Raw genomic sequence first — 15,164 nt, 5'->3', positions numbered from 1 at the left:
GAACGCAGCTAACGCAGAGACAACGTGAAAGATGAAGTATTTAACGGCTTAACTGCCGAATATCGATCGGGAAGCCCCCGACAGCCGCACGGAGAGGCAGCGGCAAAATATAAGTATGCCCTCGTTTTGCCGTTGGCGGTTTTACCGCCCAACACCAATCAAACGAATTAAGTGTGGATACCGTCTTATGGAGCAAAACCCGCAGTCACAGCTGAAGCTACTTGTCCAACGTGGTAAGGAGCAAGGCTATCTGACCTATGCCGAGGTCAATGACCATCTGCCGGAAGATATCGTCGATTCAGATCAAATCGAAGACATCATCCAAATGATCAATGACATGGGTATTCAGGTGATGGAAGAAGCACCGGATGCCGATGATCTGCTGCTTGCTGAAACCTCCAACAGCACCGATGAAGACGCGGAAGAAGCGGCTGCCCAGGTTCTGTCCAGCGTTGAGTCCGAAATCGGTCGTACAACTGACCCGGTGCGCATGTACATGCGTGAAATGGGTACCGTTGAACTGTTAACCCGTGAAGGCGAAATTGACATCGCTAAACGTATCGAAGACGGGATTAACCAGGTTCAATGCTCCGTTGCAGAATACCCGGAAGCCATCACCTATCTGCTCGAGCAGTACGATCGCGTAGAAGCTGAAGAAGCGCGTCTTTCCGACCTGATCACCGGCTTTGTCGATCCGAACGCGGAAGAAGACATGGCACCAACGGCGACGCACGTCGGGTCTGAACTCTCTCAGGAAGAGATGGATGACGACGAAGACGAAGATGAAGAAGAAGACGACGACAGCAGCGATGACGACAACAGCATCGACCCTGAATTAGCGCGCGAGAAATTCGGTGAACTGCGTACTCAGTACGAAATCACCCGCGACACTATCAAAGCGAAAGGCCGCAGCCATGCTGCCGCGCAGGAAGAAATTCAGAAGCTGTCTGAAGTGTTCAAACAGTTCCGCCTGGTGCCGAAGCAGTTCGACTACCTGGTAAACAGCATGCGCGTCATGATGGACCGCGTGCGTACTCAGGAACGTCTGATCATGAAGCTCTGCGTTGAGCAGTGCAAAATGCCGAAGAAAAACTTCATCACCCTGTTCACCGGCAACGAAACCAGCGAAACCTGGTTCAACGCGGCTATCGCGATGAACAAACCGTGGTCTGAAAAACTGCACGACGTGGCAGATGATGTCCACCGCGGCCTGCAGAAACTGCGTCAAATTGAAGAAGAAACCGGCCTGACCATCGAGCAGGTTAAAGACATCAACCGTCGTATGTCCATCGGTGAAGCGAAAGCCCGCCGTGCGAAAAAAGAGATGGTTGAAGCGAACTTGCGTCTGGTTATCTCTATCGCTAAGAAATACACCAACCGCGGTCTGCAATTCCTCGATCTGATTCAGGAAGGCAACATCGGTCTGATGAAAGCGGTAGATAAGTTTGAATACCGTCGTGGTTATAAGTTCTCCACCTATGCAACCTGGTGGATCCGTCAGGCGATCACCCGCTCTATCGCAGATCAGGCGCGTACCATTCGTATTCCGGTGCATATGATTGAGACCATTAACAAGCTCAACCGTATCTCCCGCCAGATGCTGCAAGAGATGGGCCGCGAGCCAACGCCGGAAGAGCTGGCTGAACGCATGCTAATGCCGGAAGACAAGATCCGTAAAGTGCTGAAGATTGCCAAAGAGCCTATCTCCATGGAAACGCCGATCGGCGACGATGAAGATTCGCATCTGGGTGATTTCATCGAGGATACCACCCTCGAGCTGCCGCTGGACTCTGCCACTACCGAGAGCCTGCGTGCCGCAACGCACGACGTTCTGGCTGGCCTGACAGCGCGTGAAGCAAAAGTTCTGCGTATGCGTTTCGGTATCGATATGAACACCGACCACACGCTGGAAGAAGTCGGGAAACAGTTCGACGTTACCCGCGAACGTATCCGTCAGATCGAAGCGAAGGCGCTGCGTAAACTGCGTCACCCGAGCCGTTCTGAAGTGCTGCGTAGCTTCCTCGACGATTAATCTCGCCGTATAAACATCAACGCCACCGCAAGGTGGCGTTTTTTTTCACATCCCACGCATAACCAGCGCGTCATCTAATTCCCGATACGCCGCCACTAACTTATCCAGCGTAATCCGGCTTAACCCACTCGGGTTCGGCAACACCCAGATCTGCGTCGCGCCAATCGTCAGCGTCTGTTTCCCCCACTGTGCACCACGCTGGCTAAAGCCTTGCTCAAATGCCTGTTTTCCCAAAATAGCGAGCGCCGCTGGCTGATAGTCTTCAATCTTCTCAACGAGCTGACGACCACCGCTACGCATCTCCTCGAGCTTCACTTCATTGGCCTGCACCGTCGGCCTGTCGACAAATTTGGTGACGCCACAGCGAAAATCCAGCAGGTGTTGTGCCTCTTCTGGCTTTAGCAGGCGATCGGTAAATCCCGCCTGATGGATGACCTTCCAAAAGCGGTTAGCAGGATGCGCAAAGGGAAAACCTGTACCTGCCGAAGAAAGCCCCGGATTGATGCCGCAAAAAACCACCCGCAGCCCCGGCGCCAGTATGTCCTTAACCATAATCACTCCGCACAATACATCAGGCAACCAGTATAACGGACTGAAAACACATTGTTTATAAAAACAGCATCCGTACGCTTATGGCTGGATTGCAACGCAGAGTTACTTTATAATCCACCGCCACGGCCCCTTAGCTCAGTGGTTAGAGCAGGCGACTCATAATCGCTTGGTCGCTGGTTCAAGTCCAGCAGGGGCCACCAAACAAAACAAGGAGTTAGATGAGAGATCGTCTGACTCCTTTTTCTTTGGATGCAATTTGGGTCCGCTTCCCCAACATGCAATACGGCTATGATCCCCATCCATTCTCAGGTATGTCTTCTTGAACACTACATCCTTGGTGATGGCGATGTCAGGAAAAGCCCTCTTATGCCGACATTGAATTGAAGGGAAAAATCAGAAAGGGTGGCTAACCCTCTATTTTCATTACATTATATCAAAACGTATATTTAGATATATCTATTATATTGTTTGTTTTGATTTTCTTATATGTTTATATTCTTTTAAGAAAATTAATTCAAAAGGATAATTCATTGCTTACACAATCTGATTTTTCAAAATTCAAAAACCTGAATATTTCGATTAACAACATTCTTGTTTTTGCCGCAGTCATGAATACAGGGGGGATAGTTTCTGCTTCATACTATATGAACTGTTCACCATCTGCAGTGAGCCTTTCGTTGAAAAAATTTTGTACTTGTTTTCCCGAAAAACTATTCAGCAGAGAGGGCCGTTGTTTAATACCAACAGAAGAGGCACAATTACTGTATAACGACATTAGCCCTGCAATAAGGAATCTCTTATATGCAATGACGTCCAGCACTGACATTTCCTCAACTGCCGTAGAGCAGATTTCATAAACGTCGTGGCAAGCACATAGTTATTCACAACGAGAACCCTAAATTGTGCATGCTGAGGTAAACTGACAATCGCTTTAATAATAAAATCACGACTACATTGCTGTCGGCAATCCGTACAGCGGGATATGGCAATATTATCTCTCTCACTTATAATCGTGACACTCTTTCATTAATTTCACGTAAACTTAATTGAAGACGGACTGATATTCTTTTCCGATAGGTAGCAGCAGTTTTATAGCTAATCCCCATTCGCCTCGCTGTTTCGTTCAGTCCTATTTTTTCTGTCTGCAGGACAAACCACTGCAATTCCCTTTGTGGTAATCGAACTCCGCTGACCTGGCCGACTTTCCTGGTGATTAACGGACTCATGATCGTGCCTGATGATGCGTCAGCGGAGAAAAACATGAGTTTAGATAAGATATTAATCGCCTCCGCGCGATGAACAATGCCCATAGGTTGAAGATTTGCGACTGCTGCCAGCAACAGAGGGTCACGTAAACGGGTAAAAACAATAATACTATATTGGTCTGCAGGCCACTCGTCCTTTGCAAATTTTAAGAATGCTAATCCTTCCGCCAGCGTCTCACTTTCGCTCGTTAACTCGGTAATAACGAGTACCCGCCCTGGTTCCCCATGACGGGCTGACACTTGTTTCTGCAATGCAGAAAGCGTCATTACTCTTAGACTAATTGAGCGACCTGCCAGGCTATCAATAAAGGCACATAGCCCAACGGCACTATAATAGATAGTGTCCATAACCAATACCCGCTCGTAGGAAAAATTTAAATTTTCCATATTATGCTCTATTTTTTGTCGAATACATTTTAAAAGCACTATTTAGCATAACCAATGGTTATGTTTCATTAATTTTTATTTTCACCGATAGCTAATTCACAATCGGCAACAGCACTTTCCCCATGACAGACAGTATCAAGATTATAAAATGCAAGTTTAAGTTGATGACTTAATTCCACAGCATATTCAGTAGGATTGAGATTGCGACCTTCACGTATGAAAAGGGTGTCATTAAAGTAACTTCTGACTCTTTTCAAGTGCAGGCTAATAGATGATGCAGAACAACCAAGTACCAGTGAGGCACCATACAAACTGCCCGTGTCAACAAAAACGATAAACGTTAGTATGGACCTAAAATCCACATCCATAAGATGACGAAGCCTAGAGTCATAATTAATTAAATCCATATTAAACGCCTCAATAACTTTTTACCAAAATATACTTTTCTTTTCAAAGGTGCAATAACCATGCAAAAATAGAAACATTAGGTAAAAACAATTAATAAAAGCAAAAACAAAGACGATTATTTCATACCTTTTTTAATAAGGAAGTGAAAAAAATCAGATAAATCAAAGCAGATAGAGTTAAATTCCGAAAACATTAAAAAATGAAATAGTTAAATATTACTCAATGATTTAATAAGTTTTATTATTTGAGATACTATCAATAATAAAATAAGAAACCGAATTCTATTAAAGCCCATGTTATTTAAGAGTTTTCTATTCTTAAAACTTACATTAGTCGTCGAAAAATGGTTGGCAAAACAAAAGAAATGTCGATTTATCAGTTAGGTTTCATAAATAAATAAATTCGAGAAAAGTCTTAACCGTCGTTTAGCAAAGTATTAAAAATTAGTTTCAATAGGGTAACCACGCACATTCCGGGCAGCGTAAAAGCACCCCCACCGTCCAGTGTTAATCTGATAATGTTAATGCTGAAGTTAAATTAGAGGATTCAACACGTTCAATTAAGCGGAGCGGTACACAATGTGTCCATCTGCACCAACGCAAAAAAATCGGCACTGTCTGGCTGGTTGAGGGCAACTCTTTTGGACGCCACCACCTTGAAAGTGGAAACGTCCGTTAGCGTGTTATTCGATAGTCAGCTCACACGAGTTCTTTGAGCTGCTCCTGCATATAGGTCGAAAAGTACTCAGGGTTCTTGATAAGGATACGGTTACCGGAGGCGACTTTTTCAGCCCATCCAGCGACTTTTTTTGTGAACTCAGGATTCCATCCCTCTTGCTCACCGCGTGCCATCACATCTGCTGCGCTCACTGGCACACCTAAATCATGCAAATATTTTAAAATTCCCTTGGCCGTACTTTCATCCATGGAATGGGGTACTGGCGCCGATGTGTTCATACCACCAATAAAATCCAATGCTTTCTCAATTGCTGTTGGCATGCTCTTATCCTTAAAATTAACCGCGTATTAAACACCTTTATACTATGTACCCAAGTCAGCCGGGATATCAAAGAGAACGTTGCCTTTATTTGATTTATGCCGCAGCCAAACGCTTGCGGTGGTGGTTTTCTGCACTATTTTTTCGCATCACCAGCCAAAACCAGCCCGGTTGCCACCGCATTTCGTGGCCCTTCGGTTCCCCGAATATTGCCCTGACCGGCAACAACGCCGTAATGCGCCAGCGCGTCGGTGATCATCTGCGGGATTTCAAAATCCAGCGATGAACCGCCCACCAGCACCACAAAAGAGATGTTGCGAATTGAGCCGCCGGGTGAGACCTGCCGCAATGCGCGCAGGCAGTTCGTCACAAAGACCTTCTCCTTGGCCTGACGACGTACCAGCCGAATTTTCTCCAGCGACGTCTGGTTCTCAATGGGGATGGCTTTGCCCGCTTTCAGATACACCACTTTGGCAAACACCGACGGGCTGAGCGGTTCACGAAAGAACTCCACCGCGCCGTTCTCGTGGCGAATACTGAACAGACTCTCCACTTTCGCCAGCGGATATTTTTTTATCTCCTCTGCCAGAAAAGAATCGCTCAAGCCGAGCTCCGTTTTGATAAGCAAGCTGACCATGTTCCCTGCTCCCGCCAGATGTATCGCCTTAACGGTGCCATCGTTATGGATAATCGCGGCATCGGTGGATCCGGCACCTAAGTCGAGGATCGCCAACGGCGCGGCGCATCCTGGCGTCGTCAATGCCCCGGCCACCGCCATATTGGCCTCCACGCCCCCCACTTCAACCGGCGTATTCAGCCGCACACTCAGCTCACGGGCGATCGTCTGCATCTGTAGCCGATCGGATTTCACCATCGCCGCAATGCCAACCGCGTTTTCCATTGAATATTCCCCGGCAACACCGCCCTGGACTTTACGGGGAATAAACGTATCGACCGCCAGCAGATCCTGAATATGTACTGAATTCATATCGTGCCCGCTCAGCGAGGCCATCACCTTACGCACGCGCTCCAGCATGCCACCCGCGTGAGTACCAGCCTCACCGCGAATGTCGCAGACCGGCGCACAGGCGTTCATCGCTTGCATAATTGCCTGAGCGCCTTGGGCCACATCGGCTTCTCCGCCGCGCTTTTCACCACTGATAAAGATCTTGCCCGCCGGGATCACCCGTGATTGCACTTCGCCCTGCGGGGTTTTCAGCACCACAGCGGATCGGTTGCCGATCAGTGCCCTGGCGATCGGGACGATCGTTTTTGTTTCCTCCGGCGTCAGGGCAAAGAAAGTGGCGATGCCATAAGGATTCGACAGTACCCGAACCACCTGTCCTGCTGCCGCCACTTCTACCGCCGCCAGCACCCCTTCCGGGACCTTCTCCAGCAGCGTGACTTCATCAATCACCGGCAGCGTTCGTCGCAGACGATTATTGACCAGTACGCCATCGTCCTTTTTCAGGATCGCCGCCACCACGTCGACGCCGCGATCCAGCGCCGCATTGATAAGCCACACCGCCTCGAGAAAATCCATCTCTGCGCCCACCAGCGGGATCCAGCCCTGCGCAAACCGATCGAGGCTCAACGATGCCAGTTTCTCCACGGCGATCGTGGTACCCATCCCTACGCCAACACCGCCTGGCGTTTGCGGGTTATGACCAATCATTGTCGATTCAGTGATGATGGTTTCGGTGATCGTCTCCATCGCCACATCACCAATGACCGGCGCGGCCTCGTTGATGCAGATTTTCGTCACATCCTGAAGCGACGACGACGTTTTTTCCAGCGCCTGCTGCAGGGAGGCCACTACCCCGGCAATGTTATCCCGCGTGCCTTTCATGCCCGTGGTCGCGACGATCCCGCTGGCAACAAACCGGCCATCCTGCGCCAGCGCCACTTCCGTGGTGGCGTTGCCGATATCAATCCCTGCAATTAACGGCATACCGCCTCCGTCACTGACTGCCTTTACGCAGCTTGTTTCTCTGCTGGTACACGTCTGCCGACTCGCGGACAAACCCGGCATTCACCGTGGCATGCCAGGTGTGCTCCAGTTCATCGGCAATGGCCTGTAACTCCGTAAATGAAGAACGAAATGGGCGCAGCGCATTGTAGATTTCCAGAATGCGAGCATCTGGGATGTCAATCAGTTCCGCCGCACGGCGGAAATTACGCGCCACGGCGTGACGCTGCATCTGCTCGGCGATCTGCGCCTGATACTCCAGCGTTTGCTGAGAAATACGCACATCCTGTGGCCCCACACGCCCTGCCAGTACATTCTCAAGAGTAATATCAGTTAACGGCTTTCCGGTGGGCGTGAGGATTTTCTCCGGGCAGCGAGTCGCTAACGGATAATCCTGCGCGGTCATGATGTTTTCGTTCATCGTCATTCCCTTACTAAGGCAATATGCAGCGTGACAGGCGCGGCATCCTGCACCACGTGTTTGGTTTCTTTAATGTGGAACAGCGCAGCCTTGGCCATAAATTTCGGTCGCACCATCTGGTCATTAACGACCGGTACCGGCGAGGGCGACTCTTTGCGTGCGTAACGCGCGGCGTTCTTACCAATCTGGCGATAGGTTTCCAGCGTCAGCAGCGGGGCCTGAGAAAAAAGCTCCAGGTTGCTCAGCGGCAGCAAATCACGCTGATGAATCACCGTGGTTCCTTTCGACTGAATACCAATGCCGATGCCGGAGCCGCTCAGATTTGCTGCATCCCAGGCCATAAAGGAGACATCCGAAGTGCGCAAAACTCTGACCACCCGCGCATGTAATCCCTCTTCTTCAATTCCGGCCACCAGCTCTTTCAGGATCGCCTTGTGCGGCATATCAATCAGGGTCTTATGCTGGTATTTATCAAAGGCTGGCCCAACGCCAATCACCACTTCATCCGCGCGATCGTCCGCTTTTGCCGCCTCGCCTTCGCTAACCTGCAAGGTGAAAACCGGCTTACGTTCAGTTGTACATTCCACCGCATACCGCCTTATTCAATGCTGCCAGGCTGAACCACACCCGCAATATTTTTAATTTCCGCCCAGCGTTCGGCAGAGATGCGATAGCCGGTGCCGGGCCCCTGATAATCATTGATGTCATTAACGGCGCTGACCACCTCAAACTGGCGATCCAGAATGGCGGATGTTTGCAGATAATCGCCGGTCACACGCTGCCTCAACATGTTGAGAATGTTGCTGGCGATATCGTCAAAACCGCTGGCACTCAGCGCGCCAACAACATCCAGCCCGGTGATATTGCGCTTCATCATTTCTTCCACCGCGGCCAAATCCTCTACCACATTACGCGCGGGCATATCTTTGCTGCCGTGAGCATAGGTGGCGGCGTCGACCTCTTCATCGCTAATCAGCGGCAGGCCCAGCTCGCGAAACACCGCCTGAATAGCGCGAGCCGCCTGATTGCGAATAGCGATAGTTTCCTCTTCCGTTACCGGACGCAGACCGCCATCAACCATCAGATCACGTTGCAGAATGTTGTAATCATCAAAGTCCTCGGCATCGAAGTTCGACCCAGCAAACATGTTGTCGTAGTTCGGTACCGCGCTGTAGCCGGAAAAGATAAAGTCGGTACCGGGCAGCATCTGCATCAATGTGCGGGCGGTGCGGCGAATATCGGAGTGCGAGAAGGTCTGGTCATTCGCCGACGCCACTTCGAGGTCGAGCATCGAGGCAATCAGGTTTTCCGCCAGCACAGCACGGATCCCCGACGGTACAGCCCCGGTCATACCAATACAGCTGACCGCGCCGTTTTGCAGCCCCTGAACGCCCGCGCCCTTAGTGATAAAAATGCAGCGCGACTCCAGATACAGCATTGATTTGCTTTCTGAGTACCCCATCAGCGCCTCCGAGCCAGTGCCAGAGGTGTAGCGCATCTTCAGCCCGCGGGAAGCGTAGGCCGAGGCGAGAAAGGATTTTGACCACGGCGTGTCATCGCCGTCAGTAAACACTGACTCTGTACCGTATACCGACACCGTTTCGGCGTAGCTGGTTAAGCCGCGCATACCCAGTTCCAGTTCGGTGGCTTCTTCAACGGAACATTGGGTAAGCACGCCAGGACGGCCGCACTGCGAACCAACCAGCAGCGCCAGCGCGTTAAACGGCGCATAGCGGGCGATGCCTACGGTCGTTTCTTGCTCGGAAAAACCACGGATCCCCGCCTCGGCGGCATCGGCGGCAATTTGCACCGGGTTATCTTTCAGGTTGGTGACGTGACACTGGTTAGAGGGTGTGCGTCTGGCGCGCATTTTTTGCAGCGCCATCATCATTTCCACCACGTTCATTTTTGCCATCACCTCCACCGCTTTCGCCGGGGTGATGGCGGTGGTAATGGCAATAATATCTTCCCGACTGACGTGGATATCCACCAGCATTCTGGCGATGTCCAGCGCGTCGAGTTGCATTGCCCGTTCGGTTTCCGCGACGTTAATCGCGTAGTCAGCAATAAAACGGTCAATCATGTCGAACTGTGCACGATCTTTACCGTCCAGTTCCACAATACGGCCATTTTCCACCTTCACCGACGACGCGGGATCGTAGGGGCTTTCCATGGCGATCAGCCCCTCTTCCGGCCATTCGCCAATCAGCCCATCCTGATTGACAGGCCGCTGGGCAAGAACTTCGAATCGTTTTGATCTTCTCATAGCGCGTTGACTCAAAAAGTAAATAATAAGGACGCCGGGCCGTATCGCTGGTGGTTTACCGTCCCAGCAATCGCCTTTATCAGCAATAGCCGAACTTTAAATGAGCAGAATAATAAAAAAATAAAATTAATTACGTTCCAATTTGGCACGCAATTAAAACGCATCGTTTCATATTGAAACGCGTATTTGGAATATTCATAGAGAATTGTGACGAGGTTAAATGATCATTATCAATAAACGCCAAAGGAAGATCACTCACTTGCTATTTTAGAATTTTTTACTGTATTGACTTAATAACGTGCTGCGCGAAAATAAAGAAAACCCAATGATAAAAATAGCTGCGCGCGATATTTTTCGTGACCTCAGCCCTACACAATTAACAGGAGATACCGTGAATAAGAGCCAACCCATCGCCACCATCACGCTGGCGGCCGCACAGAAAATGGCGGCCGCCGTTGAGGCTAAAGCGCTTGAAATCAACGTCCCGGTCGTCTTTTCCGTTGTTGACCACGGCGGAAACACGCTGCTGATCCAGCGTATGGATGAGGCGTTTGTCACCAGCTGCGATATTTCACTCAATAAGGCCTGGACCGCCTGCTGCCTGCGACAGGGTACTCACGAAATTACCGATGCGGTGCAACCCGGTGCATCGCTTTATGGCCTGCAGCTCACCAACCAACAGCGCATTATTATTTTCGGCGGAGGGCTTCCAGTTATATTAAATGGAAAAATAATTGGCGCCGTCGGCGTGAGTGGTGGCACCGTCGAACAGGACCAGCTATTAGCTGAAACCGCACTATATTGCTTCTCTGAATTATAAAATAAACGTAAGAAGGTATATTATGAGCTATCGTATGTTTGATTATCTGGTGCCAAATGTGAACTTTTTTGGCCCCAATGCTGTTTCCGTAGTGGGTGAACGCTGCAAACTACTGGGTGGGAAAAAAGCCCTGCTGGTGACCGATAAAGGCCTGCGGGCAATTAAAGACGGTGCGGTAGATAAAACGCTCGCGCATTTGCGTGAAGCCGGTATTGAAGTAGCAATATTTGACGGCGTCGAGCCAAACCCCAAAGACACCAACGTACGCGATGGCCTTGCGGTGTTTCGTCAGGAGCAATGCGATATTATTGTCACCGTCGGCGGCGGTAGCCCACATGACTGCGGTAAAGGTATTGGTATCGCGGCCACTCACGAAGGCGATCTCTACAGCTATGCCGGAATTGAAACCCTGACCCACCCGCTACCGCCTATCATTGCGGTCAACACCACCGCCGGTACCGCCAGTGAAGTGACCCGTCACTGCGTACTGACCAACACCAAAACAAAAGTGAAATTTGTCATTGTCAGCTGGCGCAACCTGCCGTCAGTATCGATTAACGATCCGCTGCTGATGCTTGGCAAACCTGCGCCTCTGACCGCGGCCACCGGGATGGATGCCTTGACCCACGCCGTGGAAGCCTACATTTCCAAAGATGCAAATCCGGTCACCGATGCCGCCGCTATTCAGGCAATCCGCCTGATCGCCCGTAACTTACGCCAGGCCGTAGCGCTGGGCAGCAACCTGAAAGCTCGCGAGAACATGGCCTACGCTTCACTGCTGGCGGGGATGGCCTTTAACAACGCCAACCTCGGCTACGTACACGCCATGGCGCACCAGCTTGGCGGCCTGTATGACATGCCGCACGGCGTGGCGAATGCCGTACTGCTACCGCACGTGGCACGTTATAACCTGATCGCTAATCCGGAAAAATTTGCCGATATCGCCGAGTTTATGGGCGAGAACACCGACGGCCTGTCTACCATGGACGCCGCCGAGTTGGCGATTCACGCTATTGCCCGCCTGTCTGCTGATATCGGCATTCCACAGCATCTGCGCGAACTGGGCGTAAAAGAGGCCGATTTCCCGTATATGGCAGAGATGGCCCTGAAGGACGGCAACGCATTCTCGAACCCACGTAAAGGTAACGAGAAAGAAATTGCCGCGCTCTTCCATCAGGCTTTCTGACAACAAAGGGGACGCGATGCCACTTTCATCACCGAGCGTAAACCTGTTTTATCACCCATGCTGGCAGGATTCCCGCGTGCTTGATGAACTATGCTGGGGGCTGGAAGAGCAAGGCGTCCCGTGCCGGGCCATCAGCTGCGACGACAGCGGCAACGCGCTGGCGCTCAGCAGACGGGCTGCAAAAAGCTCGGCGCTGCGCGTAGGTCTCGGCCTCAGCGTGAGCGGCGAGATTGCCTTAACGCATGCCCAGTTGCCCGAGGATCGGGCGCTGATCTGCGGGCATATCGCCGCCGGGATCGAGCAGATCCGCACGCTCGGCGCCAACGCAGGCCAACTGGTCAACGTGCTTCCCTTCAGTGAGATAACATAAATGTATCGCATCTATACCCGAACCGGCGATAAAGGCACCACCGCGCTATTTGGCGGCAACCGCATCGACAAAGACGACATCCGCGTTAACGCCTATGGCACGGTAGATGAACTGATTTCCCAACTGGGCGTATGCTATGCCACAACCCACCAGACCGAGCTACGCAAGGATCTGCATACCGTCCAGAAGACGCTGTTTGTGCTGGGTGCGGAACTCGCCAGCGACGATAAAGGGATCATTCGCCTGAAGCAGACGATTAGCGATGAAGATATTCAGAGACTGGAGCGGCTGATTGACCGCAATATGGCGCACAGCGGCCCGCTGAAAGAATTTGTCATTCCGGGGAAAAACCTCGCATCGGCACAACTACACGTAGCGCGCACGCTGGCACGTCGGCTGGAGCGTATTCTCACGGCGATGGACAGAACGCTCGCCGTGCGCGACGAACTAAAGCGGTACATCAATCGCTTGTCCGACGCGCTCTTTTCGATGGCCAGAATCGAAGAAACTACTCCAGATGTTTGCGCTTAAACTGGCTGGCGTCGATGTCGTATTGCTTCATCTTGCGCCACAGCGTGGTGCGCCCAATGTTCAGCAGCTGCGACATCTCCTGCACGCGCCCGCTGGTGACGCGGGCGGCGTGGATAATCGCCTCTTTTTCGATGGCGGTAAACGTCAGGCTGGCAGGCAGCAGCGAAGATGTCGTATCCATACCCGGTCGTTCGGCAAACAGATAATCTGGCAGGTTGCTCAGGCGAATATGGCCATTCTCGCTGCTGATGGCGATGTTCTCGATAATGCTGTTCAGCTCGAAATCATTACCCGGCCACGAATAAGCCACCAGCTGCGCCAGCGCGTCATCATCCACCTTCAGGCTGGATGAAAAGCGTTTTTTCAGGCTGTTCAGGCGAGTATAAATCAGCGCCGGAATGCTGTTGCGCCGCGCGCGCAGCGGCGGAATAACGATTTCAAACGAGTGCAGCGCGTAATACAGCTGACGACTAAAGCGGTTTTGTTCCACCAGATTGGCAAGATCGACCGTGGTGGTGGCGATCACTTTCACATCCACCGGGATCAGGCGTCGAGCGTCGAGACGGGTCAGCACCCCCTGCTTGATCACCTGCAATAATGCAGACTGTAACTCCGGTGCCAAATATTCGATTTTTTCCAGAAACAGCGTACCGCCGTTCGCCAGTTCAAGGCGGCTCAGTCGGCCGTTTTCATCATCGGTTGGCGCGCTGCCCATAAAATCCTGTCCCAGCACGCTGTTGGCATACAGCTGACAGTTAACGGCGATATACGGGCCGCTGGCCCGTTCACTTTCATTGTGGATCGCCTGACTGAGCAGCTCTTTACCGACGCCCTCTTCGCCGCACAGCAGGATCGGAAAACTTCCCCTCGCCGCCTGGCGGCCAAAATGGATCAGCCGTCGGGTTTCCGGATCGTCCGCCGACATCTGCTCAAAAGTATGGCTTACTTTGCCCAACTGACTGGTCATCAGCTGGCGCATTTGCTCGACCGGATGCAGCAGCAGAATAAAGCTGTTGCCCTGCTCTTCCACAATCGGCTTTAAAGTGATCACCGCATCAACAAACTGGTGCTGGCTCTCAAAGGTGACTTCGACGTGATTGAGGCCACGAGCATGTTTGATTGCCCGGCGCAACAGCATCGGCATATTCACCAGGTCATGAAGATTTTTCCCCTGACTGGCCTGCACATCCAGATGTAACAGCATGGCGGCACGCGCATTGAGGAACTGCAACACACCCTGTTCGTTCCATGCCATCACGCCATCATCCATGCTCTCCAGCAGCCCGTACATCTGATTCAGATGGCGATTAGATTCAGCCAACAGGCTGTCGGTCAGCAACGAATTGCCTACCTCTCTGGCAATCGCCAGCGTCAGGGAGAGATCGGAAACGGACTCATGTTCCACCAGGCAGCACAGCGAGATGGAGCCAAACAGTCGCCCGTGGTTATCAAATACCGGCGTTGAGCAGAACGACCACGGATGTAGCGCTTTTTTAAAGTGCTGATCGCCTGAAGTTTTTGTTGGCTGCCCCGGCATAGTCGCCAGCGACAGCGCACAGCTACCAATAATACTCTCCGCACAGTAGCTGCCGTCGAGAAAACCCAGCTCCGCCAGCTGTTCCACCGTCTGTGGATCGCCGCAGCGGCTGAGAATACAGGCGGACTCATCGAGGATAAACAGTGCACAGGGACGACCATCCATAAACTCCCAGGCGTCTTCCAGTGCGGCCTGAGCAATCGTCACCAGCGCAGTCTTGCGGCGGCAAATCGAGGCAAACGTCAGCCCTTGCGCCTGATGCGGCGCCTGCCAGGTTTCCCGCTGCATAAACTTACTGCAACGGTGCCATGACTGGGCAATAACCGAAGAGACGTCCTTTCCAATGTTCTGAGTGTGCGCCGTCATATTCCTTTCCGCTGTTTTACCCTGGACACCCCCTCCGACAGAGACGGTCAGAGGGGAG

The 15,164-nt window shown here is 51.6% G+C and carries 15 protein-coding genes and 1 tRNA gene; 7 read left to right on the top strand and 9 right to left on the bottom strand.

Annotated elements, in window-relative coordinates:
* Positions 1–187 precede the first annotated feature (187 nt).
* Positions 188–2,032: an RNA polymerase sigma factor RpoD gene (gene rpoD, locus FDX22_RS25825; RefSeq protein ID WP_096755616.1), complete on the top strand. Its 1,845-nt coding sequence runs from the start codon at positions 188–190 to the stop codon at positions 2,030–2,032.
* A 45-nt stretch (positions 2,033–2,077) separates the two neighbouring features.
* On the opposite strand, the gene mug is transcribed toward rpoD, so the two are convergent.
* A complete protein-coding gene (mug, locus tag FDX22_RS25820) occupies positions 2,078–2,584 on the bottom strand; it encodes a G/U mismatch-specific DNA glycosylase (protein ID WP_115257458.1) in 507 nt (168 codons plus the stop codon).
* Between the two features lie 124 nt (positions 2,585–2,708).
* Between mug and FDX22_RS25815 the strand changes: the two genes are divergently transcribed.
* Positions 2,709–2,784, top strand: a tRNA-Ile gene (locus FDX22_RS25815).
* A 264-nt stretch (positions 2,785–3,048) separates the two neighbouring features.
* Entirely contained in the window at positions 3,049–3,441 is a 393-nt protein-coding gene (locus FDX22_RS32815) for a LysR family transcriptional regulator (RefSeq protein ID WP_370317892.1), read from the top strand.
* A 147-nt stretch (positions 3,442–3,588) separates the two neighbouring features.
* On the opposite strand, the gene FDX22_RS25805 is transcribed toward FDX22_RS32815, so the two are convergent.
* From FDX22_RS25805 to FDX22_RS25775, 7 genes are all read right to left on the bottom strand, one after another.
* Entirely contained in the window at positions 3,589–4,236 is a 648-nt protein-coding gene (locus FDX22_RS25805) for a hypothetical protein (RefSeq protein WP_135953047.1), read from the bottom strand.
* A gap of 68 nt (positions 4,237–4,304) precedes the next feature.
* Positions 4,305–4,643 (bottom strand): LysR family transcriptional regulator, encoded by a 339-nt coding sequence (locus tag FDX22_RS25800; protein ID WP_135911380.1) that lies wholly within the window; start codon positions 4,641–4,643, stop codon positions 4,305–4,307.
* A 699-nt stretch (positions 4,644–5,342) separates the two neighbouring features.
* Positions 5,343–5,642: a DUF1889 family protein gene (locus FDX22_RS25795; RefSeq protein WP_115257453.1), complete on the bottom strand. Its 300-nt coding sequence runs from the start codon at positions 5,640–5,642 to the stop codon at positions 5,343–5,345.
* 134 nt (positions 5,643–5,776) lie between these two features.
* Positions 5,777–7,591: a diol dehydratase reactivase subunit alpha gene (locus tag FDX22_RS25790; protein ID WP_146717975.1), complete on the bottom strand. Its 1,815-nt coding sequence runs from the start codon at positions 7,589–7,591 to the stop codon at positions 5,777–5,779.
* Positions 7,592–7,601: 10 nt separating this feature from the next.
* Positions 7,602–8,030: a diol dehydratase small subunit gene (locus tag FDX22_RS25785; RefSeq protein ID WP_146717974.1), complete on the bottom strand. Its 429-nt coding sequence runs from the start codon at positions 8,028–8,030 to the stop codon at positions 7,602–7,604.
* A gap of 2 nt (positions 8,031–8,032) precedes the next feature.
* Complete coding sequence (locus tag FDX22_RS25780) at positions 8,033–8,617, bottom strand: propanediol/glycerol family dehydratase medium subunit (protein ID WP_096755611.1); 585 nt, start codon at positions 8,615–8,617, stop codon at positions 8,033–8,035.
* A gap of 11 nt (positions 8,618–8,628) precedes the next feature.
* Positions 8,629–10,296, bottom strand: coding sequence for a propanediol/glycerol family dehydratase large subunit (locus FDX22_RS25775; RefSeq protein ID WP_146717973.1), 1,668 nt, complete (start codon positions 10,294–10,296; stop codon positions 8,629–8,631).
* Between the two features lie 391 nt (positions 10,297–10,687).
* Here FDX22_RS25775 and FDX22_RS25770 point away from each other — a divergent pair, with 391 nt between their 5' ends.
* The 4 genes from FDX22_RS25770 to FDX22_RS25755 are packed head-to-tail and all read left to right on the top strand — an operon-like array spanning position 10,688 to position 13,203.
* Positions 10,688–11,116: a heme-binding protein gene (locus tag FDX22_RS25770; protein ID WP_096755609.1), complete on the top strand. Its 429-nt coding sequence runs from the start codon at positions 10,688–10,690 to the stop codon at positions 11,114–11,116.
* Between the two features lie 22 nt (positions 11,117–11,138).
* Positions 11,139–12,302: a 1,3-propanediol dehydrogenase gene (gene dhaT / locus FDX22_RS25765; RefSeq protein WP_096755608.1), complete on the top strand. Its 1,164-nt coding sequence runs from the start codon at positions 11,139–11,141 to the stop codon at positions 12,300–12,302.
* A 16-nt stretch (positions 12,303–12,318) separates the two neighbouring features.
* Positions 12,319–12,672, top strand: coding sequence for a glycerol dehydratase reactivase beta/small subunit family protein (locus tag FDX22_RS25760; protein ID WP_146717972.1), 354 nt, complete (start codon positions 12,319–12,321; stop codon positions 12,670–12,672).
* Entirely contained in the window at positions 12,673–13,203 is a 531-nt protein-coding gene (locus FDX22_RS25755) for a cob(I)yrinic acid a,c-diamide adenosyltransferase (protein ID WP_146717971.1), read from the top strand.
* Here FDX22_RS25755 and dhaR read toward each other — a convergent pair.
* Positions 13,181–15,106: a dihydroxyacetone kinase operon transcriptional regulator DhaR gene (gene dhaR, locus FDX22_RS25750; RefSeq protein WP_117342703.1), complete on the bottom strand. Its 1,926-nt coding sequence runs from the start codon at positions 15,104–15,106 to the stop codon at positions 13,181–13,183. The two genes, FDX22_RS25755 and dhaR, sit on opposite strands and share 23 nt — an antisense overlap.
* Positions 15,107–15,164: the final 58 nt, after the last annotated feature.

The sequence above is a fragment of the Citrobacter sp. TBCS-14 genome (assembly GCF_005280805.1).
In the GTDB taxonomy this organism is placed as follows: domain Bacteria; phylum Pseudomonadota; class Gammaproteobacteria; order Enterobacterales; family Enterobacteriaceae; genus Citrobacter; species Citrobacter gillenii.
The sequence above is the reverse complement of the archived record's forward strand: the minus strand, read 5'-3'. Positions and strand labels throughout refer to the sequence as shown.